Origin of the sequence: Halobacillus sp. B29, assembly GCF_052246755.1 — a bacterium.
In the GTDB taxonomy this organism is placed as follows: Bacteria; Bacillota; Bacilli; order Bacillales; family Halobacillaceae; genus Halobacillus; species Halobacillus halophilus.
In genome coordinates this window covers 323,111-344,183 of record NZ_JBQQCM010000001.1, presented here as the reverse complement: position 1 = coordinate 344,183, position 21,073 = coordinate 323,111, and the positions used below count along the sequence as shown (strand labels likewise).

General features: G+C 44.1%; 25 protein-coding genes. 13 read left to right on the top strand and 12 right to left on the bottom strand.

From position 1 onward, the window contains the following. Nucleotides 1-16: 16 nt before the first annotated feature. Entirely contained in the window at nt 17-1,000 is a 984-nt protein-coding gene (locus ACTWP7_RS01635) for an aldo/keto reductase (protein WP_443121760.1), read from the bottom strand. A gap of 441 nt (nt 1,001-1,441) precedes the next feature. On the opposite strand from ACTWP7_RS01635, the gene ACTWP7_RS01630 reads away from it, so the two are divergent. Both ACTWP7_RS01630 and ACTWP7_RS01625 read left to right on the top strand, forming a co-directional pair. Next, nucleotides 1,442-1,663: a YuzF family protein gene (locus ACTWP7_RS01630; protein ID WP_051005589.1), complete on the top strand. Its 222-nt coding sequence runs from the start codon at nt 1,442-1,444 to the stop codon at nt 1,661-1,663. A gap of 12 nt (nt 1,664-1,675) precedes the next feature. Then, nucleotides 1,676-2,566 (top strand): manganese catalase family protein, encoded by an 891-nt coding sequence (locus ACTWP7_RS01625; protein ID WP_089752043.1) that lies wholly within the window; start codon nt 1,676-1,678, stop codon nt 2,564-2,566. A 58-nt stretch (nt 2,567-2,624) separates the two neighbouring features. Here the strand turns inward: ACTWP7_RS01625 and ACTWP7_RS01620 are convergent, their stop codons facing one another. From ACTWP7_RS01620 to trpE, 8 genes are all read right to left on the bottom strand, one after another. Continuing rightward, on the bottom strand, nt 2,625-4,037 hold the full coding sequence (locus tag ACTWP7_RS01620) for a sodium:solute symporter family protein (RefSeq protein WP_443121759.1): 1,413 nt from the start codon (nt 4,035-4,037) through the stop codon (nt 2,625-2,627). 356 nt (nt 4,038-4,393) lie between these two features. Continuing rightward, nucleotides 4,394-4,975 (bottom strand): anthranilate synthase component II, encoded by a 582-nt coding sequence (locus tag ACTWP7_RS01615; RefSeq protein WP_014642207.1) that lies wholly within the window; start codon nt 4,973-4,975, stop codon nt 4,394-4,396. 28 nt (nt 4,976-5,003) lie between these two features. Beyond that, nucleotides 5,004-5,804, bottom strand: a complete 801-nt coding sequence (trpA, locus tag ACTWP7_RS01610; RefSeq protein ID WP_443121758.1) for a tryptophan synthase subunit alpha — start codon at nt 5,802-5,804, stop codon at nt 5,004-5,006. 1 nt (nt 5,805) lies between these two features. After that, nucleotides 5,806-6,996, bottom strand: a complete 1,191-nt coding sequence (gene trpB / locus ACTWP7_RS01605) for a tryptophan synthase subunit beta (protein WP_089752079.1) — start codon at nt 6,994-6,996, stop codon at nt 5,806-5,808. Beyond that, nucleotides 6,974-7,636 (bottom strand): phosphoribosylanthranilate isomerase, encoded by a 663-nt coding sequence (locus tag ACTWP7_RS01600; protein WP_014642204.1) that lies wholly within the window; start codon nt 7,634-7,636, stop codon nt 6,974-6,976. The genes trpB and ACTWP7_RS01600 overlap by 23 nt, the downstream gene beginning before the upstream one ends. Beyond that, a complete protein-coding gene (trpC, locus tag ACTWP7_RS01595) occupies nt 7,633-8,397 on the bottom strand; it encodes an indole-3-glycerol phosphate synthase TrpC (protein ID WP_014642203.1) in 765 nt (254 codons plus the stop codon). Before trpC ends, ACTWP7_RS01600 begins: the two co-directional genes overlap by 4 nt. After that, on the bottom strand, nt 8,390-9,412 hold the full coding sequence (trpD, locus tag ACTWP7_RS01590; protein WP_014642202.1) for an anthranilate phosphoribosyltransferase: 1,023 nt from the start codon (nt 9,410-9,412) through the stop codon (nt 8,390-8,392). Before trpD ends, trpC begins: the two co-directional genes overlap by 8 nt. Next, nucleotides 9,409-10,917, bottom strand: coding sequence for an anthranilate synthase component I (gene trpE, locus ACTWP7_RS01585; protein ID WP_443121757.1), 1,509 nt, complete (start codon nt 10,915-10,917; stop codon nt 9,409-9,411). Before trpE ends, trpD begins: the two co-directional genes overlap by 4 nt. 507 nt (nt 10,918-11,424) lie before the next feature. Between trpE and sigY the strand changes: the two genes are divergently transcribed. The 10 genes from sigY to ACTWP7_RS01535 all read left to right on the top strand — a co-directional run bounded on the left by sigY (nt 11,425) and on the right by ACTWP7_RS01535 (nt 16,478). Then, nucleotides 11,425-11,949, top strand: coding sequence for an RNA polymerase sigma factor SigY (sigY, locus tag ACTWP7_RS01580; RefSeq protein WP_443121756.1), 525 nt, complete (start codon nt 11,425-11,427; stop codon nt 11,947-11,949). After that, nucleotides 11,939-12,250: a YxlC family protein gene (locus ACTWP7_RS01575; RefSeq protein WP_443121755.1), complete on the top strand. Its 312-nt coding sequence runs from the start codon at nt 11,939-11,941 to the stop codon at nt 12,248-12,250. Before sigY ends, ACTWP7_RS01575 begins: the two co-directional genes overlap by 11 nt. Next, nucleotides 12,247-12,480 carry a sigma-Y antisigma factor component gene (locus tag ACTWP7_RS01570; protein ID WP_443121754.1) on the top strand — a complete coding sequence of 78 codons (234 nt, stop codon included), beginning with the start codon at nt 12,247-12,249 and terminating at the stop codon, nt 12,478-12,480. Before ACTWP7_RS01575 ends, ACTWP7_RS01570 begins: the two co-directional genes overlap by 4 nt. Beyond that, the gene (locus ACTWP7_RS01565) at nt 12,477-12,671 is read left to right on the top strand and encodes a hypothetical protein (protein ID WP_443121753.1); all 195 of its coding nucleotides are present in this window, start codon (nt 12,477-12,479) and stop codon (nt 12,669-12,671) included. Before ACTWP7_RS01570 ends, ACTWP7_RS01565 begins: the two co-directional genes overlap by 4 nt. Beyond that, nucleotides 12,652-12,981 carry a YbjQ family protein gene (locus ACTWP7_RS01560; protein ID WP_443121752.1) on the top strand — a complete coding sequence of 110 codons (330 nt, stop codon included), beginning with the start codon at nt 12,652-12,654 and terminating at the stop codon, nt 12,979-12,981. Before ACTWP7_RS01565 ends, ACTWP7_RS01560 begins: the two co-directional genes overlap by 20 nt. Before the next feature lie 21 nt (nt 12,982-13,002). Further along, a complete protein-coding gene (locus tag ACTWP7_RS01555) occupies nt 13,003-13,224 on the top strand; it encodes a PLD nuclease N-terminal domain-containing protein (protein ID WP_443121751.1) in 222 nt (73 codons plus the stop codon). Next, the gene (locus tag ACTWP7_RS01550) at nt 13,221-14,144 is read left to right on the top strand and encodes an ATP-binding cassette domain-containing protein (RefSeq protein WP_443121750.1); all 924 of its coding nucleotides are present in this window, start codon (nt 13,221-13,223) and stop codon (nt 14,142-14,144) included. Before ACTWP7_RS01555 ends, ACTWP7_RS01550 begins: the two co-directional genes overlap by 4 nt. Then, a complete protein-coding gene (locus ACTWP7_RS01545) occupies nt 14,119-14,892 on the top strand; it encodes an ABC transporter permease (protein ID WP_443121749.1) in 774 nt (257 codons plus the stop codon). Before ACTWP7_RS01550 ends, ACTWP7_RS01545 begins: the two co-directional genes overlap by 26 nt. A 140-nt stretch (nt 14,893-15,032) precedes the next feature. Then, nucleotides 15,033-15,803, top strand: coding sequence for an SDR family NAD(P)-dependent oxidoreductase (locus tag ACTWP7_RS01540; RefSeq protein WP_443121748.1), 771 nt, complete (start codon nt 15,033-15,035; stop codon nt 15,801-15,803). Nucleotides 15,804-15,938: 135 nt separating this feature from the next. Further along, nucleotides 15,939-16,478, top strand: coding sequence for a DUF6241 domain-containing protein (locus ACTWP7_RS01535; protein WP_443121747.1), 540 nt, complete (start codon nt 15,939-15,941; stop codon nt 16,476-16,478). Between the two features lie 22 nt (nt 16,479-16,500). Here the strand turns inward: ACTWP7_RS01535 and ACTWP7_RS01530 are convergent, their stop codons facing one another. Then, the gene (locus ACTWP7_RS01530; protein ID WP_443121746.1) at nt 16,501-16,911 is read right to left on the bottom strand and encodes a GNAT family N-acetyltransferase; all 411 of its coding nucleotides are present in this window, start codon (nt 16,909-16,911) and stop codon (nt 16,501-16,503) included. A gap of 176 nt (nt 16,912-17,087) precedes the next feature. Between ACTWP7_RS01530 and ACTWP7_RS01525 the strand changes: the two genes are divergently transcribed. Next, nucleotides 17,088-17,561 carry a hypothetical protein gene (locus tag ACTWP7_RS01525; RefSeq protein WP_443121745.1) on the top strand — a complete coding sequence of 158 codons (474 nt, stop codon included), beginning with the start codon at nt 17,088-17,090 and terminating at the stop codon, nt 17,559-17,561. A 207-nt stretch (nt 17,562-17,768) separates the two neighbouring features. Here ACTWP7_RS01525 and ACTWP7_RS01520 read toward each other — a convergent pair whose 3' ends face one another. Together ACTWP7_RS01520 and ACTWP7_RS01515 are read right to left on the bottom strand one after the other, a co-directional pair. After that, nucleotides 17,769-18,854, bottom strand: a complete 1,086-nt coding sequence (locus tag ACTWP7_RS01520) for a mechanosensitive ion channel family protein (protein ID WP_443121744.1) — start codon at nt 18,852-18,854, stop codon at nt 17,769-17,771. Nucleotides 18,855-18,870: 16 nt separating this feature from the next. Continuing rightward, the gene (locus ACTWP7_RS01515) at nt 18,871-21,033 is read right to left on the bottom strand and encodes an ATP-dependent helicase (protein ID WP_443121743.1); all 2,163 of its coding nucleotides are present in this window, start codon (nt 21,031-21,033) and stop codon (nt 18,871-18,873) included. Between the last annotated feature and the right edge of the window lie 40 nt (nt 21,034-21,073).

The window sequence follows — 21,073 nt, the reverse complement described above, 5'->3', positions numbered from 1 at the left end:
CTGGCTTGTTTCGTTATTAGTAAACTCCTCGAATATGGTCGTGTACCTGCTCATTATAAAACTCTTTTAATTGCTCCATCTCTTCGTTTGAGAAGTCCCTGGCTTCAAGTGCCTTCAGGTTATCCTCTACTTGACTCACATTACGGAATCCTGGAATAACACTCGTAATGCCGTCCTGCTGCATAATCCACTTCAGCGCCGCCCGGCTCATATTCCCCCGGCCTTTGATCATCCACTGAAGCTCCTCGCTCAATTCCACTCCTTTTGAAAATTCAAGCCCTGCAAAGGTTTCACCCACATTGAATGCTTCCCCGTTTTGGTTAAAGTTGCTGTGGTCATCTTCTTCAAACACATGCTGTTTATTGAACTTCCCTGTCAGAAGACCGCTTGCGAGCGGTACGCGTGCAAGAATCCCTACCCGCTTTTCACGCGCCTTTGGAATCAATTCATCGAGCGGTTTCTGCCTGAATATATTGAAGATAATCTGCAGAGAGCTGGCATTGGTGTGTTCAAGCACATACAGCCCTTCCTCCACCGTCTCGACGCTGACCCCGTAGTAGCGAATTTTTTCTTCTGCTTTTAAATCCTCCAATACATCAAATACAGAGCCATCCTTTATAATCTCAAAAGTTGGACAGTGGATCTGGTACAAATCAATCCGATCACGATTGAGTCGCTTCAGGCTGTCCTCAGCATACTTTCTCACCTGCTCCGGTGTATAGTTCACTGGATCGGCAAAGTCCCCCTGGCGTCCGAACTTCGTCGCAATATAAATTTCTTTTTCTTTTCCTTTCGTTGCCTGTGCAAGCAGTTCTTCACTGTGCCCCATGCCATACACGTCCGCTGTATCAAAAAAGTTAACGCCGCTCTCCATGGCTGTTTCAAGTGCCGCAAGCGCATCTTCATCGTTTGTTTCTCCCCAGGCACCGCCAATCGCCCATGTTCCAAAGCTCAGTTCACTGATTTCAAGGTCTGTATTCCCTAAACGATTGTATTTCATAAAATATTCCACCTTCCGTAAATAATAAGAACGGCTGGCCCTTAAGCAGGCAGCCTTCCTCTTCCCCTCTTACTTTCGGTAAGGGAGCAATTGTCTATTTAATTCCCTTGTTTGCTCATAAACATGCTGGTAAATTCCAAAAAATTCCTCATAAGTCTGGACATTTTCCCCACCATCCCCCTTCCCCATATTGTAAAGGCCCCTCATTTATCTCGAAACTGAGCCTTACACAATCCGGCCCTATTGCGTAATAACTCTTATAAGAAAATCAACAATAAACCTTAACAGAACGTATTTATAAGAAAAGCAACTTATCCACATGGATAAGCTGCTTTTCTTATGAAGGACTAACCCTTATGTACAATTTCTTAAACAGGAACTATTATTTGTCCCACCTCTTACATATACATCAATGAGACTACCTGTGAAGGAGATGAACCAATGAATTCCCAGAACGTGTCGATGAATTCAGCGATCGATCCATATGTATACCAGACACTAATGTCTATTCAGGGGAGGCCGGTCGTTGTACAGACAACTCAGGGTTCTGTGAGGGGAATGCTGAAAACAGTTATGCCGGACCATATCGTGGTTGAAGTAAGCGGAACCCCTTTTTTCATTCGAACGCAGCAGATTGTCTGGGTCTTCCCTGATCAAAGATAAAAGGAGGATGCTATGTTTAAGCGCATCAATCGTATGCAGATTGCTCTGACGATTCCTGAGCATGGAGATGCTAATGCGGCCGCTGCCGTACAGGAATTGCTTGGCGGCAAATTCGGAGAAATGTCCACATTGAACAATTACATGTATCAGTCCTTCGGTTTTCGTAACAAAAAGAAGTTCAAACCCTTTTATGATCTGGTCGCAAGCATTACCGCGGAAGAATTCGGTCACGTAGAACTCGTAAACAATTCCATTAACCTATTAACCCGCGGCATTACGTTTACAGGAGATCCGGATATTGCACCTTTGCAGAATGGGCTCAATAAACGCAATACCTATCAGTTTATTGCAACCGCCCAGACGGCTCTTCCAGGTGATTCAATGGGCAGAGCCTGGACAGGAGACAACGTCTTTAACAGCGGGAACCTGGTCTTAGATTTACTGCATAACTTTTTCTTAGAGCTTGGGGCCCGTACACATAAGATGCGCGTGTATGAAATGACAGATCATCCTACGGCCCGTGAGATGATTGGATACTTATTAGTACGCGGCGGCACCCATGCGCTCGCTTATGCGAAAGCACTTGAAATCGCCACAGGTGTTGATGTGAAAAAAATGCTTCCTGTGCCTGATTTGGATAATTCCAAGTTTGACTACGCCCGCCCGTTTATTGAACAGGGATTGGATAACATTCTCTATACGTGGAGCGATACAGATTATCAGGATATTAATCAGATCTGGAAAGGAACCAATCCGGAAAGTGGAGCTCCATTACAGGTGATTCAAGGAACCCCTAAAGGCGCCCCCATCCCTGACCTGGATGATCTGCCGGAGGAGTTCGCGCCGGGAATTGACCGGGACGATTATGAACGCATCGCTAAGAAACTTATGGAAAACTTATAATCTATATTTTATTAAAAAAGAAGCTCTCTCACTAAATGAAAGAGCTTCTTTGCCAATATTAAGCATTAGAGGGTACGCTGCGTGTTTGATAGTTGTTCGTCGTTAGTAGAGTCGCAACAATCAGTACGATAACAGCTACCGGAACTGCCACAACCACACTATTGACGTCAAACGGTTTCTGCAGAATGATTTCCCATGTAAGAGTGGCTACGACTCCTGCCACCATTGAGGATACTCCCCCCACCGCGTTCACACGCTTCCAGAAGAAGACTGCCAGGACAGCAGGCGTCAGTCCTGCTCCGTACACCGTGTACGCATACATCTGAACGCTTAGGACAGTTGGGAAATAACTGATGAGCAGGTAAGAGAAAATCCCAAGTGCCGCGATGAAGATACGTGTCATCGACAACAGCTTTTTATCCGATGCATCCTTATTAACGTATTTTCCATAGAGATCATACGTTAAGTTGGTAGCTGCAGATAATAGATATGAGTTTCCTGTTGTGATGATAAAGGACGCTGCGGCGGCAAGCAGAATTCCACCAATAGCCATTGGCATCGCTACCGTGGTAGCCATCAATGCCATACCCGGATCAATATTTGGGAATAAAGAACGTGATGCGAAGGCAATCAGCGAAATGGATGGTGAAATGACAAGCATTGCAATCAACCAGCCAAGCTGTGCACGTTTAGCTGATTTATCTCCTTTGGAGGATGCCAGACGCTGGTACATATTCTGATCCCCTAATAATAAGAATAAGGACGGAAGTAAATATCCGATCATTTGGATGGTTGTTAACCCGCCAGTAGAACTCATATGAGATTCGGGAACGTTAGCGACTACTTCACTCCAGCCGCCTGCGACGGCAATGATCGTCGGTACCGTTATGATCAGCCCGCCGACCATGAGAAAACCACTGATCGCATCTGTCTGGGAAACTGAACGCAGCCCGCCGATCATAGCTAAAAAGATAATCATAGCTGCGCCAATTATGGTACCAGTCTGCACACTCATTCCTGTGGTTAAATTAAGTATAAAGCCAAAGCCTTTCATCTGATAAGAAACAATACCTACATAGGCAAGAATGATAATGACACTCGCAATGTTACGGGACGTTCGACCGTATTTTGCTTCCAGAATTCCTGATACCGTGAACTTTCCATACGCACGAATTTTGGGAGCGACTACATAGAGAATGATAATACCGACTAACGTTGGGAGCATCATCATCAAAGATGGAAGAATGCCGTAACTGAAGGCCATGGAGGTTTCTCCGCCAGAGATACTGCCGCTGCCTGTCCAGGTGGCAAGCAGGGTCCCCATTAATACAAATGGTCCTAAACTCTTCCCTGCCAGAACGAAATCTTCACTTCCAGCTACTTTCTTAGACATAACTATACCGATACCGACCATAATCAGGCCGTATATAACAATAAACCAAAGTAAATTCGGATTTTGCTGTAATTCCATAACTACTCAATCATCTCCTGATGTATTAGTTGCTGGTTCTTTGCTGAGTCGTCTTTCTGCATCGGCCGATGAATGAAGCGCTCTCTGAACACAACGTTATTCAATTTATCACACTTTAAAAGATTGTGAAAATAACAATTTCATGTGGCTTTAGAGGCATTTTAAGCCATTTTTGACAGATGGTAGATTTTCACAATCTCTTATGAAAGCGATAACGACATGGGATGAAAAATTTGCTTGATTTTTATGAAATTTCTAATTAATAAGACTGGAACTAAATAAAATTCTTTTTAAAAATGATTCAATAGTACTACAAAAAAGAAGCGGATATCTTTGAATTAGACACCCGCTTCTTCTTAAATCAACGCTTTAATACGATTTTCCAGTAGATTTTTCAATAGCTGCTTGCCGTCATTGGTACCGATCGATTCAGGGTGAAATTGGACCCCTTCAATAGGATATTCTAAATGACGAAGACCCATAATTTCGCCTTCGATCGTAGTAGCGGTTATTTCCAGACATTCAGGAAGGTCTTCACCATCCACAATGAGGGAGTGGTAACGCATAACTTCCATAGGATTGTTCAATCCTTCATAAATGCCCCGGCCGCCATGAAAAATCGTGGAAGCTTTTCCGTGCATAAGTTTGTCCGCACGTACAACCTGTCCACCAAATACCTGGGCGATGGACTGATGACCGAGACATACCCCAAAGATGGGTGTGCGGCCTTTAAAGTAATCGATCACTTCAAGGGTTTGACCTGTTTCATCCGGGGAACATGGCCCCGGTGAAAGAAAAATCAAGTCTGGCTCTACTGCTTCTATCTCTGCTATATCGATTTCATCATTACGCCTGACTAGAACCTCTTCCCCGAGCTCTCCTAAATACTGGACCAGGTTGTAGGTGAACGAATCATAATGATCAATCATGTAAATCACTCAGCTCCACTCCTCTCTGCTGATTTGCTTATTTAACAAGTTCAGCTATGCTGTTTGAAAAGCTCTTCAGGGCCCCGCTTTTCTCGCCGCTGTTAATTTTATCAAGCTCATTTTCTATTAATCGGATAATTTTACTGCCAATAATGACACCGTCCGCATGTTCACGTACAATTTTCACATCCTCATTGGTAGAAACGCCAAAGCCTACTGCGACAGGAATCGGACTGTACTCTTTCACTTTTTTAATAAAAGCCAGCGATTCTCCTGTCATCGTGTTTTCTCCGCCCGTTACACCAAGCGTGGACACACAGTATAGAAAGCCTTTCGCGTTTTCCGCAATCTGCTTGATACGCTGCTCAGAGTTTGGAGCTACGAGTGAAATAAATTCAATGTCCTTGGATTCTGCCTGACCTCGAATCTCTTCACTTTCTTCAAATGGAAGGTCGGGAATGAGCACGCCTTCGACTCCATTTTCTTCGAGTAATTCGAAAAACTGATCATGGCCAAGTCTTAAGACTGGATTGTAATAGGTGAAAATAACGACCGGAATGGTAAGACCGTGCTTCCGAAGCTGTGGGACAAGTTCAATCGCCTTTCTCAGAGACATTCCTGCATTAAGAGCTCGTCTCGCCGCGCGTTGAATCGTTGGTCCGTCTGCAAGAGGATCAGAGTAAGGGACACCGAGTTCCAGTACGTCGGCGCCCTGCTGCTGAAGACGAAGTGCGAATGCGATCGTCATGGATGGACTGGGATCACCCGCTACGAGAAAAGGGATGAACAGGTCCTCCGTTTTTTCTAACTTTCCTTGAAACGATGTCTTCGTCAGCATACTAAACCTCCTCCTCGAAATGTTCCATCAGCGTCGCCATGTCTTTATCTCCACGGCCGGACAGGTTAATTAATATAGTTTCATCTTTAGACATGCTGCCGGCTTCTTTGAAAGCCTGAGCAAGCGCATGAGCGGTTTCAATAGCCGGGATAATTCCTTCACGTTCCGTTAACAGGCGAAGAGCATCTAAGGCTTCTTTATCCGTGATAGATTCATAGCGTACTCGTTTCGTTTGGAACAGATGAGCGTGTTCAGGGCCGATGCCCGGATAATCAAGACCAGCAGAAATGGAATAAGGTTCTGTAATCTGTCCATTATCATCCTGCATCAAATACGTAAGGGAGCCATGGATAACGCCAGGAGCACCCTTCGTAAGCGTAGCTGCATGTTCCGGGGTGTCAATTCCGCGGCCGGCGGCTTCCACGCCGATCAGCTCTGCATCGTCTTCAAGGAACGGGTAGAACATTCCCATCGCATTACTTCCTCCGCCTACGCAGGCGTAAATGCGGTTCGGCAGCTCCTGCTCCACTTCAAGGAACTGCTTCTTCGATTCGTCCCCGATGACCCGCTGGAAATCACGGACCATGCGAGGATACGGGTGAGGACCGACCACAGAACCAATTAGATAGAAGTGGTCTTCACAATTGGCTACCCAATAGCGGATCGCTTCATTTGTAGCATCTTTCAGCGTTCCATTACCGCTTGAAACGGAGACGACTTCCGCTCCAAGAAGCTTCATGCGGAATACATTCAATTCCTGACGGCGAATGTCTTCTTCGCCCATGAACACTTTGCACTTAAGCCCGAACTTAGCAGCTACAGTTGCTGACGCCACGCCGTGCTGGCCGGCACCTGTTTCGGCAATGATCTTTTCCTTGCCCATTCGTTTAGCAAGCAAGGCCTGGCCGATCGCATTGTTCAATTTATGCGCTCCAGTATGGTTCAGATCTTCACGCTTCAGATAAATCTTGGCTCCGCCTAAATAGTCACTGATTTTATCCGCATACGTAAGAGCTGTAGGACGGCCCGCATATTCTTCAAGTACATGATGATATTCATCATGAAAAGCCTGATCCTCCATAGCCTGATCAAGAGCATCTTCCAGTTCCTGAAGAGGTCCCATTAATGTCTCAGGTACATATTTGCCTCCAAAGTCACCGAATCTGCCTTTAACGTCTGGAAATACTTGCAACATTCCGCTCCACCTCTTTCGTAATCGCTTGTATTTTACTAAGATCTTTTTGTTCATCTTTTTCGATACCGCTTGATATGTCGATTCCTTCCGGACGGTAGGCAATTAATTCTGCCACGTTTTCCGGCGTAACTCCTCCGGCAATCAGGCAGGGAACTCCCTGTTCAAAAGCTATATCGCGATACTCCGGAATCGCTTCCCAGTCAAATCGGACACCTGTGCCGCCTGAGACTCCCTTTATCTTTGAGTCAATCAGATAGCCGTCCGCAACTCCCTGGAACACTTCCATTTGATTTTTCCCATTTTGCTGGTGATGAATGACCTTCCATACAGGAAGGCCGAAAGATTCCTTTATTTTTAACAAATCAGAGACCTTTTCGTTTCCATGCAGCTGAATAACATCGAGTGGAACAAAATGAAGTACTTCCTCTATTTCTTCAATGCTTGGATCGATGAACACCCCGACAAGCTTCTGCTTCGGACGAATCTGTCTCACCCAGCGGCCGGCCAGCTCAGGGCGTACGTAGCGTTTCGTTTTTCTAACAAAAATGAAACCGACGTGTGTGGCACTGGAAGAGGTAGTTTTCGTCAAATCCGATAAGGAGCGGTTGCCGCAGAACTTAATGATAGGCTCCTTCATAATACATTGACTCCCGTCATTAGGTCATGAACACCTTTTTTAATGTCAGCCTGTTTCATAAGTGATTCTCCGACAAGTACTCCTTCAGCTCCGTAGCCGACTACTTCGCGTAAGTCTTCATTTGTAAAAATGCCGCTTTCCGAAACAAGAAGGGATTCTTTAGGAGCAAGCTCCGCCATCCTTTTCGTCTGAGAAAGCTTCGTTTCAAAGGTATGAAGGTTACGGTTGTTCACGCCAAGGATTTCCGGAGTGAATTCCTTCAGCACCTTTTCCAGTGTTTCTTCACTGTGAACTTCCACTAATGCTTCCATGCCCAAATCCTGAGCCTGCAGATAAAGTTCGTGAAGCTTTTCCGCCTCCAGTGCTTCACCGATCAACAGTACGGCATCCGCTCCAATATAGGCACTCTCCGCAATTTGCATGGAGTCGATGATAAAGTCCTTACGTAAAACGGGAACGTCCACCACTTTTTTGATATCTGTCAAAAAGTCCCGATGGCCCTGGAAAAAGTGTTGGTCCGTTAGTACAGAAATCGCCTGAACACCAGCCTGGTTATATTCATGTCCGATCCGTACAGGATTGAAATCTTCACGGATGATTCCTTTAGACGGAGAGGCTTTTTTCACCTCTGCAATCAGTCCTGCCAAATGGGGAGAATTTTTCAAGGATTCCTTTAGTGAATAGTTTGTAAATGACTGTTCTTCCGGTAAGAAGAGGCGTTCTACCTCTTGCCGCTTTACAGCTAGAATGGTCTCAAGCATACTGGCGATCCTCCCTTTCCACTGCTACAGATTCAAAGTAACGACGGGTCACCCCAGTCTGGATGGCCTCTTGAACTTGCTTAACTCCATCACGAAGGTCTTCGGCTTTCCCTGCTACATAAAGACCGGCTGCTGCGTTCATGGTGACAATTGTCGTTGCGCTTTCGTTCGCGTTACCGAGCATCACCGCTTCAATCATCGCTGCACTTTGTTCTGTTTTTTCTATTTGTATATCTTCGAGTTTTCCTCTTGTAAGACCGAGGTCTTCCGGGGTCACCGTCGTACGGCTGATGGTTCCGTCTTTCAGTTCAACCAGGTCGGTAATTCCGGTTATGGTTATTTCATCTAACCCATCACGGCCTGTCGCCAACAACACGTGTTTCGAACCAAGGTTGTACAGCGCTTCGGCCATCTTCTCCGCGTAGGCTGTGTCATAAATGCCGATTAGCTGACGGCGTGCATTCGCCGGGTTGGACATTGGTCCAAGCAGATTGAAAACGGTACGGAAACCAAGTTCCTTACGGGCAGGCCCTGCGTGCTTCATCGCCTGATGATACAGAGGAGCGAACATGAACGTCATTCCTTTTTCCTGGAGAGCTTTAGCGCCTTCCTCGGGAGTTGTATCGATCGGAATACCGAGTGTTTCAAGCACATCGGCACTGCCGCTTCGGGAGGATACTTTACGATTGCCGTGTTTCGCTACCTTCACACCCATGCTGGCAAGAATAATAGAAACAGCGGTCGAAATATTAAACGTAGAAGCTCCATCGCCTCCTGTACCGCACGTGTCCACAACAGAATCATCCTGAACATCAAGCTTCGTCATATTCTCTCGCATCGCCTGGACAAAGCCGGTCATCTCATTGACCGTTTCTCCGCGGTAGCTCATGACGCTCAGCATGCTCATCAGCTGTCCTGTAGTTGCTTCTCCCTTCATGATGGCGTCCATAGTAGCAAAAGCTTCCTTCTCAGATAAAGTCTCTCCGGATACTACTCGTTTTAAGATATCGTTCATTTGTACTCCACTCCTTCTCTGCTCGTCTCGAATACTTGCTCAGCTATTTGAATCGTTCTCTTAAGGGCACTTGCTTTACTTAACGTTTCCTGAAATTCCGTCTCTGGATCTGAGTCGGCAACGACCCCGGCGCCTGCCTGAATATAGAGATCTTTTCCGACCAGCGTCATCGTACGGATCGTGATACAGGAATCGATATTGCCATCGAAACCGAAATACAAAATTCCGCCGCCATATAAGTTACGAGGGGTGGGCTCAAGCTCCCTAAGAATCTGCATCGCCCGCACTTTAGGGGCTCCGGATAACGTTCCAGCAGGGAAGGCTGAACTTACGGCATCAATGGGTGAAATGTCTGATCTCAGCTGCCCTACGACTTTACTGATGATATGCATAACTTTTGAAAATCGCCCGATGGTCATATATTCGGTAACATCCACCGAACCAAATTCAGCTACCCGTCCGATATCGTTGCGAGCGAGATCGACCAGCATGCGATGTTCCGCCAGTTCTTTTTCATCTGCTAAAAGTTCTTCAGCGAGAGCGTCATCTTCTTCCTGAGTGGCTCCACGCTTTCTCGTACCTGCGATCGGGTGAATTTCAAGTTTCCCTTCCTGCACTTCCAGTAAACGCTCTGGAGAGCTTCCAATTACTTCTACATCATTAAACTTCAGAAAGAACATGTAAGGAGAAGGATTGACGTTTCTTAATACGCGGTACAATTCAAAACCGCTCCGCTCTGTGACGGTGTGAAAGCGTTGGGATAATACAGCTTGAAATATATCGCCACCTCGGATGTATTCTTTAATCTTCTCTACATCGCTCTTGAACTGATCAGGATGGTAATTGCTGTCGAGTTCCACACCTGCATCTTCTTCCAAGTCACCGGCAAGCATTAAATCCGGCAGTCCCTGGTGGTTCATTAGTCGCTGCTGCACTTTTTTAATCCGCTGTCTGGATTGTTCATATATAGTAGAAGAGAGCGATTCGTTATCGACTCTTGCATACGTTAAAATGGTTACTTCCTTTGTTTTGTGATGATACGCAATTAGCGTCTGGCAAAATAATAAATGATAATTAGATAAGTTCAATTCATCCTGAATAGCGCGAGGCACCGGCTCATAATCGGAAATCGCATCATAACTGATGTATCCAACTCCCCCGCCTTTAAAAGGAAGTGGGACATCGGCCGGTTTTACATTCAGTGTGTTTACCACATGGTTAAACGCTTCTTTAAAAGTAGCAGCCGATTCTTTGGTCTTTTTTTGAAAATCAGAGATCACAAAAGCAGCCTCGTCTTCTTTTATTTCCACCATCGGGTCTAAGCCAATGAAGGAATAATTCGACCAGGGGGATTCCGGATCCTGACTTTCAAGCATATAAACAGCTTCATCATTGAGCGCATGAAACATGTGGATAGGGGTTAACGTATCGGTAAAAAAAGATTGGCTTACGGGAATGGTCTGATGCTCACGGGCATCCTGGATAAATCTTTCGTACGTGGTCATGGGCTCACCTCTCCATATAAATTTATGGAGAATGAGACGTTGAGAGGATAAATATAAGAGGATGATAAATATACTTCTATATCGGCCAGGCAATCTTCCAGCTCCTTCGTCTGTTGATCCCTGTGCTCACTCAGCTATGCTCATCCTAGAAACCTCAACTCTACGGCTCTCATTCTCATCTCAACTATGCTTTATTCTGATCACTTTTAAATAGTCTATAAAATTCAGACAATAATGTCAACCATCGGCGTTTGGCTAAGTATTCAACCTTCTGTCCGTGCCCTTATCTACACAGTTTCGATAGGTTTGGGCTGTTGCCATCAAAGGATTAAGATTGGTAAGAAAATAACTCACTTTACAGCGTCCCTACACGACGCAGGGCCGGAAAAAACAACTTGGAAGTTTTACAGAGCCTCTTTAAAAGAATTTGATGAATTTTTTACATAAACTTTGAACGAATTCTGCTGTCTGTTCGTCTTATAAGTAAGTCGGAAATGAGGAATGATGATGGATTCTAACGACATTCAACTTGCTAAGCAGGGAGACCACCAACTTTTAGCTAAACGGCTCAAAGAAAATTACTCCTTCCTTGTCAAGTACGTGTGGAAGATGAGCGGCGATGAGCAATTAGCTTACGACGTAACACAAGAGACGCTCGTAAAAGCGATCCAGAAAATTAGTCAATATAAAGGAAAGTCCTCCTTCTCATCATGGCTGATCCAAATTGCCACTCATACGTACCTGGACATCAAACGAAAACAAAAGCGAACTTTCACTTATGAACAATCCGAAGCCGCACGCCTGAAGCGGGAGGAAATGACCAATTCCATACCTGCCGAATGGTATGCCGTGCAGCAGGCCCTTCTTCAATTAGAGGACCAGTACCGCATCCCTATTGTATTAAAACATTACTACGGCTATGACTATGAGGAGATTGCTCAAATGACGAAAGTTAAAACAGGAACGGTGAAATCCAGAGTCCATTATGGGCTTAAACAGTTAAGAAAGGAGCTCGGCGACCATGAAGGATGACAAGAACATAGACAGCCTGCTGAGAACAACTGCCCATCAAATGGATAAAGAGATTGAAGTTGAGGAACCTTCCCTTGCTTACTTTACTGATTTAGTTCAGAAGGAAACCGAATCCTGGTATAAGAGGCTGTGGATCGAACTCGCTCTTCTCTGGCTTACGGCTATCCTTTGCCTTAGCGTCTTAGCTGTCAGTGTGGTTTACGCCCCCTTTGTATTTATAGGAATTCAACTGCTTTCTGTTATCGTTCTATTGGGTTACTTCCTTAAGGAAAGCTCCAGAACGGTGGCGTGGCGATCATGAAGCATTATGGACCTGAAGAAATCCCATTGTGGGGGATTTTGTTAATCGGGATTATATTAATTACACAAAGCTCTATTCTTTACATTAAAGCAAGAAAAAGAGGCAAAGCCCCATGGTTATGGGGAATTATAGGACTTATTCAATTTCCAATTCCAAGCCTGGTGTACTTGATCCTCACTAAAACCGTCTGGAATGAGAAGAAGAACGCCAAGGGGTCAGATCATTCATGAATATTCTGCTGATCACCCTGGCTATAACCGCTCAGTTGCTGGGATATGGGCTCCTCTTTTTTCATCTGGGGACAGGAATTGCCGTTGTAATAAGTTCCTATTTACTTATAATCATCATCATTTACAGATTAATTCTTGAAAGAAAAAAAGAAAAAAGAGAGGAAGATCAACGTGATTATCGTGACTACTGACTTTATTCCAGGTTATGAGATTAAAGAGTTAAAAGGATTTGTAAGAGGCAGCACGGTTCAGTCTAAACATATTGGCCGTGATATCATGGCTGGATTAAAAAACCTGGTCGGAGGAGAGATTACGGACTATACCAATATGATGGATCAAGCTCGCCAGCAGGCCATCGGACGCATGGTAGAGCACGGAGAGTCGAAAGGTGCAGACGCCGTTATAGCCGTACGGTTAGAGACTTCCAGCATATCAAGTTCCGCTTCCGAGATCATGGCCTACGGAACAGCGGTCACACTAAACCCGTCTCCTAGCAACTAACATGAAAGGAGGGTTGTGAATATGTTCATGATGCAGAATGCTATCCAGCTTTTACAGGAAAATCTAGCTATCATTGCTCCTCTTATCGTCATACAAATCATTCTTATGATTGCTGCCTTAATCAGTTTAATTCGCACAGAAGAAACAAACGGACCGAAATGGGTCTGGGCGTTGGTTATTGTCCTTTTCAACACACTAGGTCCTATCGCTTACTTTATTTTCGGCAGGAGGTTTGACGCGTGATTACGGTACAAAATCTATCCAAAGTCTATCAGAGTAACCGGGCGGTTGATGATATTTCTTTCACATTATCATCCGGGAAGTGTATTGCCCTTCTTGGACCAAACGGAGCCGGAAAAACAACTGCTCTCCGAATGATGGCTGGATTAATCTCCCCTACAAGCGGCACAGTGGAACTTTTAGGAGAGCACTCCGGTGATATTCGCCGTCATATCGGCTATCTTCCTCAACATCCTCATTTCCACTCGTGGATGACAGGCAGAGAATTTCTTATCTACGCCGGTAAGCTGGCTCACCTAACTAAGAAAGAAGCCGCTTCCCGTGCGGACCAGCTGCTCACCAGAGTTGGAATCTTTGAAGTAAGGAATAGAAGGATATCCAGGTATTCAGGGGGAATGAAGCAGCGTCTTGGTATAGCGCAGGCACTGATTCATAAGCCTGAGCTGTTGATGCTTGATGAACCCGTTTCCGCGTTAGATCCGATTGGACGGCGTGATGTACTTAATTTAATGGAAGAATTGAAAAAGGAAGCAACCATCCTTTATTCCACCCACATCTTAAACGATGCTGAAGAATCAAGTGATGAAATTCTTCTTATGCATGAAGGGAAAATTGTGGAGTCAGGCTCGCTTTCTTCGTTAAAAGCCAGGCATCAAGTTGATAAAATTTCTCTTCAATTTGAAGAGAATCCCGAATCTTACAGGCAGAAGCTGGACCATTTAGACGTGGTTACCCGTACGGAAATAATAAAAGAAACGCTCGACGTGTACGTTACAGACCAGGCGCGGGCACGAGAAAACATACTGAATCTGGCATTGCAGGAACACTGGCCGCTTCTTCAGTTTGAGATGGGAAGAATAACACTTGAAGATCTGTTTATGAAGGTGGTGCAAAGTTATGCAGTGGCTGACCGTATTCAATAAAGAACTGTTGGAGTCATGGAGAAATTTTAAATGGATCTGGGTTCCTCTTCTTTTCATTTTGCTTGCCATTACGGATCCACTCACTACTTATTATCTACCTCAGATTCTGGAGGCAACGGGCGGTCTTCCAGAGGGTGCAACTTTTGAGATGCCGGAACCTCCCCCTTCTGAAGTTTTCATGATGAGCGTGTCTCAGCTGAATCTTATTGGAGTGCTGATTATCGCTTTAATTACAATGGGGACCATTTCCGGCGAACATAAAAGCGGCGTTGCCGAACTGATCCTGGTAAAACCTATTGCTTATCACTCGTACGTTACGGCTAAGTGGGCCGCCTACGCCTTACTCATCTGGGTATCCACTTTTACCGCTCTATTGGCCAGCTGGTATTATGTGAATTTACTCTTCGGTGAAGTATCAGCAGAGAGCCTCTTGCGAACGGTTTTCTTTTACGGCTTATGGATGACATTCATTCTTAGCATCAGCATTTTTATGAATACATTAAGTAAAACAGCCGGTCTTGTCTTATTCTTTACGATAACGCTCGTGATCGCATTGAATCTTCTTAGCAGTGTTTTTGCTCATGTGGTGGAATGGAGCCCGGCTCTAATCAGTTCGCACCTTAGAAATGCCTTAATCTCAGGAGAGTTATCAAGCGCCCTGTGGGGAAGCGGCGGAACAGCTGCCCTATTTACCATCCTCCTGCTCGCAGGTGCAGCCTATACCCTAAAACACAAAGAGATCTCCTGATCAAGAATAATTTGAAAAACCAAAATCTTCCACCTCAGGTCATCCAGTTATTGGGTATACTGTATGGTGGAAGATTGTCATTGGTCTGGTTCGGGTATAGACTGAGGGCAAACTATTATTTGCAGAAGGAGAGATCTCTTATGAAACCAACCGCTCTAATTACGGGAGCTTCAGGTGGAATCGGCTACGAATTTGCCCGCCTATTTGCCAAATCAGGGTACAATCTTATTGTTGTCGCCCGATCTGAAGATAAACTAATGCAGCTGAAAGAAGAACTAGGTGAACATCCCGTCACGATCATTCCTCATGACCTATCTGAACCTGGAGCCGCTGAAGTTCTCTATAGTAAAGTGAAAGAACTCGGACTTACAGTGGAAGTGCTTGTGAATAATGCAGGTTTTGGATTAAACGGTCAGTTTGATGAACTTCCCCTTCTAGACCAACAGAAAATGCTTCAAGTCAACGTAAACACCCTTACAGAATTAACTCATTTATTCTTACAGGATATTAAAAAAGCACCTCTACCTGATATACCAAAAGGGGTCATCAATGTCGCAAGCACCGCCGCTTTCCAGCCGGGACCTAAGATGGCTGTGTACTATGCCTCAAAGGCTTACGTCCTATCATTCTCTGAAGCATTAGTCGAAGAACTCCGCGGAACAGATATTACCGTCTCCACCCTTTGCCCAGGAGCAACCGATACAGACTTCTTCAAAACGGCAAAAGCGGAGCACACCAGATTAGTAAACAGCACAATGTCTCCTGTAGACGTAGCTAAAGCCGGTTTTCTTGGTTTCGTAAAAGGAAAAAGAGTGATCGTACCTGGAGCAGCCAACCAATCGATGGTTTATGCTTCTAAATTCATCCCACGTTCCACTGCAGCCAAACTGGCTCACTATATGGACCAATAGTCACTTCGAGTGAGTGAGGTATACATCTTTATCCCCATTAAAACAAGGAGCAAACTTCAAAGTTTGCTCCTTGTTGTGTATAATTGGAAGATCATGTTTATTTCGTTCAAGTAATATTAGGAGAGGGAACTAGTTTTGAATAAAATAATCGGGTACACTTTATTCATAACCTTTCTGGTCGTAGGTACTGGAGGATGGGTTGTACAAAAATATATTTTTACACCAGGTGAGGATAAGGAAGTCGCCTCCCCAGAAGATCTGCGCGAAGCGGAAGAAGTGATTACAGGGGCTGTGTCAGAGGAAGAACTAGACCGTTATGAAGAAGCAAGTAAAAATCCATTTGAAAAAGATACGCCTGCAGAAGAGTTGACGGATTCTCATTATAAAGAGTACATACATGGAATGTCTCATCAAAAAGTAGAAGCTTCTAAAAAGTGGGGGTCCTATGAAATCCACCCCGAGCGAATAACCTGGCTGCTTGAAGGTCTTGACCAGGCAGACGTAGAACATAAGCAGGTGTACAAGGATATTCTGGTTAAATGGAAGGAAGAGGACTTCTCTACCATAGATGAGGATCACAATGCCATTTGGAATTTACAGAATGGCACGATTGGAAAAGCTACCGGGATCCTCTCTCCGACTGAAGAGAAAGAATATATAGAGGGCAAAAAATAAACCTAAAAAAACACTCGGAGCCTCAGCTCCGAGCGTTTTTCATTTCTTCTGGTGATTTTCTAAAACCATAAAACGAACGATATCCGCGATTTTCATAATATTCATGGGAAGAAGTGGTAGCAAGCATCTCTACTCGCGTACTTGGATAACATTCATGAGCGGTCCGGACAAGCTGTTCACTAATCCCCTGATTACGGTGACTTTCTTTAATCAGAATCTCACAAATATAAAGCGTCACAGCTCCATCTGTAAGTCCGCGCAGATAGCCGACTACTTCCCCATCTTCTTCAGCTACAAGAGCAGGCTCTGAATTCAACCAGGAGCAACACGTTTCTTCATTTCTTTCAACCAGTCCGTTCCAACCCTCTTTCTCATTTAATTGCTGGATGTCGTGAAAGTCCTTTTCTAAAAACGATCGTATTTGAATGGTCATCCAAATTCATCCTTTCCTGTTGAGTTGCCCTCACTCTAGCGTCGTCGTCTATTCTCTTTGTAGGCTGAGTTCCCTTATTAGTTCATCTACAAACTAGAAACCCTATCCAATCCGTAATACTTTTGTGCTAAAATTACAAGGGAGAATTTTTACCTGTTCATAAGGAGAGATACCATATGAAAAAAACCCTTACGTTTCTTGCTGTTCTAATTTTTTTAGCCGGATGTTCATCTGCCGACTTAGCCTTAAGCGACTTAAAAGCCAATTATCCTAGTTCATTTGCAGAACCAATTGAAACTCTTCCGGAAGGTAAGCAGGAACAGGTCGGTCTTCCGGATGAGCTTCCTTTTGAGGTGAAAGCTGTGGAAGCTTCTGCCGAGGAAAAAAAAGTAACGGTTCGTTATCAGTCTACAAAGGCTCATGATTTAACCGTCACCACCCTATTTGATCCAACTGGAGAGATGGCTGAAACAGACTTGCAGATTCCATTAAATTCTGGCTCCGTGGCCGGAGTACGGGAAGAGGAAGAACAAGTTTTTATCGAATGGTATAATAGTGATGAGGATGTCATTTACCAAATCGATTACAGCGCAGTGGATAAAGAAAAACAGACCCAGCAAGCCATGGATATCGCAAATTCCATGAATTAAGAAGACGTTCAGGGTAGGACCTGAGCGTTTTTTTATACGCTTCAACGGATAACCCGCCTTCTTCCTCACAATTTGTTTAATACTAAGGAACTCTTACTATACTAAAATAACTTGCAATCGCAATTATCTCAAAATTTCATCAATTATACAAACATGACGGTGGAGCATACAAAAGACCTGAATATCTTCCAATTCAGGCCTTCAAAGTTAACTCTTCCATTTCTCTATAATCTTCTCATCTACACTCCTCACATGCAGATCTCTCTGCGGGAATGGAATTTCTACACCGTTTTCTCTGAAGATTGCATCAATCCTGAAGTTTAAATTGCTGCGGATTCGTATCACATGCTGAGGATCCGAGATCCATACAAACAGCTCGAAATTTAAGGAGGAATCTCCAAACTCTTTAAAATTAATAAAAGGCTCCGGGCTCTGGCGAACGGTTGGTGAAACCCCTGCTTCATCTTCCGCTACCTGCAGCAAAAGTTTTTTCACTAAAGGCACATCACTCCCATAAGCGACCCCCACCGGCATAACTAACCTCATTACTTTATCGCTATACGATCGATTAATCACATGCTCTTCCAGAAAATACGAATTGGGAACAATAATATGCTCATTATCCAAGGTTTTAATAACGGTTGCTCTCATATTTATACGCTGTACGTCACCAATAATTTCATCCACAATGACCCGGTCACCTACTTTTATCGGCCTTTCAAATAAAAGAATAATTCCGGAAATGAAATTAGAGGCAATATTCTGCATCCCGAAACCAATCCCGACTCCTATGACTCCAGCAAAAACCGTAAGAGCGCTCAACTCGAACCCTACCGTAGATAAACTGATTATAATAGCCAGTACCATGATTAAATAATGAAACGCTTTGTCGAACGTAAACTGTACGCCGCGATCCAGTTCATACCGCTTATACACTCCCGGAAACACATATCCGCGAAAAAGTTTGGATATGCGATTTGTAAGAGAAATAATCAGTACAGCTATAATCAGTAAGAACACAGATACTGGTTCTGAACCAATCGTAAATAGAGCACTGAACATCCACTGGGCACTTCGAAAATGAAAAAGAGTATAGATGACAACACCATATAAGGCAACCCAATTAATAATGCTTTGCATCATATAGAAAATTCTCGATCGTTCCTCTTTATTAGAGCTCCATTTCTTCAAAGTTCCAATAAGAATACCTCTCACCACAATTACAGAAATCAGTACAACCGCAAATACTACAAATGAATTCATCCAAAGTTCATTGCCAGATAGATTCTTCACACAACCGATCCTTCCTTTAGGATTCTTCTAGTTTCTCGAGTTTCTTGAAATTCCTGCTAATCGGTCTCGGTGCTTTCAGATTATCAAAGAACACTCGGTAAGTATTTTTCTTTTCATCTATATCCACAATCTCGCCTTCTCCGAATACAGGATGTTTCACCCGGGCGCCCTTTTCAAAAAAGACTGCAGGGGCCTTTTCCTTACTGTGATGGGTCGCTCGTATATATTCTTTCGCTTCTTCAATGAGAGCTTCATCTAATTCTCCGATTCTTTCATAGAGATCATCTTCCACTTCAAAAATGAAACGGGACGGATATTTCTTCTGGCCACCATTTTGAAACCCTTCAGATTCAGTTAAGTAAAGCTCTCGTTCAGCACGGGTGACCGCCACATAAGCCAGCCGCCGCTCCTCTTCAAGCGCCCGCTCTTTTCTTTCTCTAAGCGCACGCACATTTGGCAGCACGCTTTCTGTCATCCCTACTACAAATACATAAGGAAACTCAAGCCCTTTAGCCGTATGAATGGTCATCAGCTTAACAGAATCTAGTTGATCGTCACGTTCATTATCGGTGTACAACGAAATCATTTGAAGATATTCTTCCAGATTAATATCTTCCCCTAATGTCTGCTCATATTGAACGATGGAATGAAGTAATTCAGTCAGGTTATCCAGGCGCTCCTGGTCTCCATCTTCCCGCCGGTACGCTTCGTAACCTGTTTTCTGCAGTGCTTCCTGAAGTAATTCAGAAACTTTCAACTCATCTTTTCGATTCTTTAAATATTCAATAGCTTCGATAAATGAATGAGCACCTGTCGATTTGAACCGTTCGTGATCTCTATATTTTTTTAAAGTTTCATACAAAGAGAGATTCTCAGCTTCGGCACGTTCACGAAGAAACTGCATTCGCTTTTTACCAATCTGCCGCCTGGGAACATTTACAATTCTGGAAAATGACAGGTCATCTGCCGCAGCAGTCATACGCAAGTGAGCCAGGGCATCTTTTATTTCCAGTCGATCAAAGAATTTAAAGCCCCCAAAAATTGTGTACTCAATGTTAGCACTGATAAGTTCCTGTTCAATGGAACGCGACAGATAGTTCGCCCGGTACAGTATCGCAATGTCACTATAGTTCGCCTGCCGGGCTTCCACAATCTCCTTGATCCGATTCACCACCCACTTCGCCTCATCCACTTCATTCTTTCCGTGATAATGAACGACTTTCACACCAGATGGATTGCTAGTTTGCATATCCTTATCCACGCGGAAATAGTTATTCTGGATGAGGGCATTTCCAAGGGAAAGAATCTCCGGGGTAGAACGGTAATTCTGCTTTAAAAAGATCGTCTGGGTGTCAGGAAAATAACTTTCAAAATCAACCATGTACTTAGGATCAGCCCCCCTCCACTCATAGATGGTCTGATCAGGATCCCCCACTGCAAAGAGGTTTCCATGATTGGCCGAAAGCTTTTTCACTAACTCAAATTGCTTCAGGCTGCTGTCCTGAAACTCATCCACTTGAATATAGAAAAGACGATCCTGCCATTTCTCCAGTACTTCCTGATACTGGTCAAAAAGGACAAACACAAAATTAAGAAGATCATCGAAATCAAGGCCATATACACGCTTTTGTTTCTTTAAATAGCGCTGGATAATTTGACCGTCCATATCTCCCGCCGCTTCCACAGAAGGCATTTCCCCTCGCAAAATCATTTGCTGTACGTAATGAGTGTTTGCCTTGAGAGTTCCTATTTTATCAAGCAGCCGCTTAAAGGTTTTATCGTTCATTTTTAAATCCATATCTTCAAAAATTTCTCTCAGCAGAATTTTCTGGTCTTCCACATCTAAAATGATAAAATTCTTAGGATAAAACAATCGGTGGATATCCTCTCGAAGTACACGAACGCAAAATCCGTGATAGGTGGTAATAAACCCAGTATCCTGCTCCCCGCCGATCAGTTTCTTCACACGTCGTCTCATTTCATGAGCAGCCTTATTTGTGAATGTGACCGAAAGGATATTGGAAGGATCTACGCCTAGTTCATTTACAATGAATGCGTAACGATGGGTCAAGGCACGCGTTTTTCCTGATCCTGCTCCGGCAATAACCCGGATAAATCCTTCAGTGGAAACCACAGCTTCCTGTTGGGATTCATTTAATTCTGCAAGAAGTTCTTCCATAAAAAGTACTCACCTTTCAAAGAACATTTGTTTGTATTAT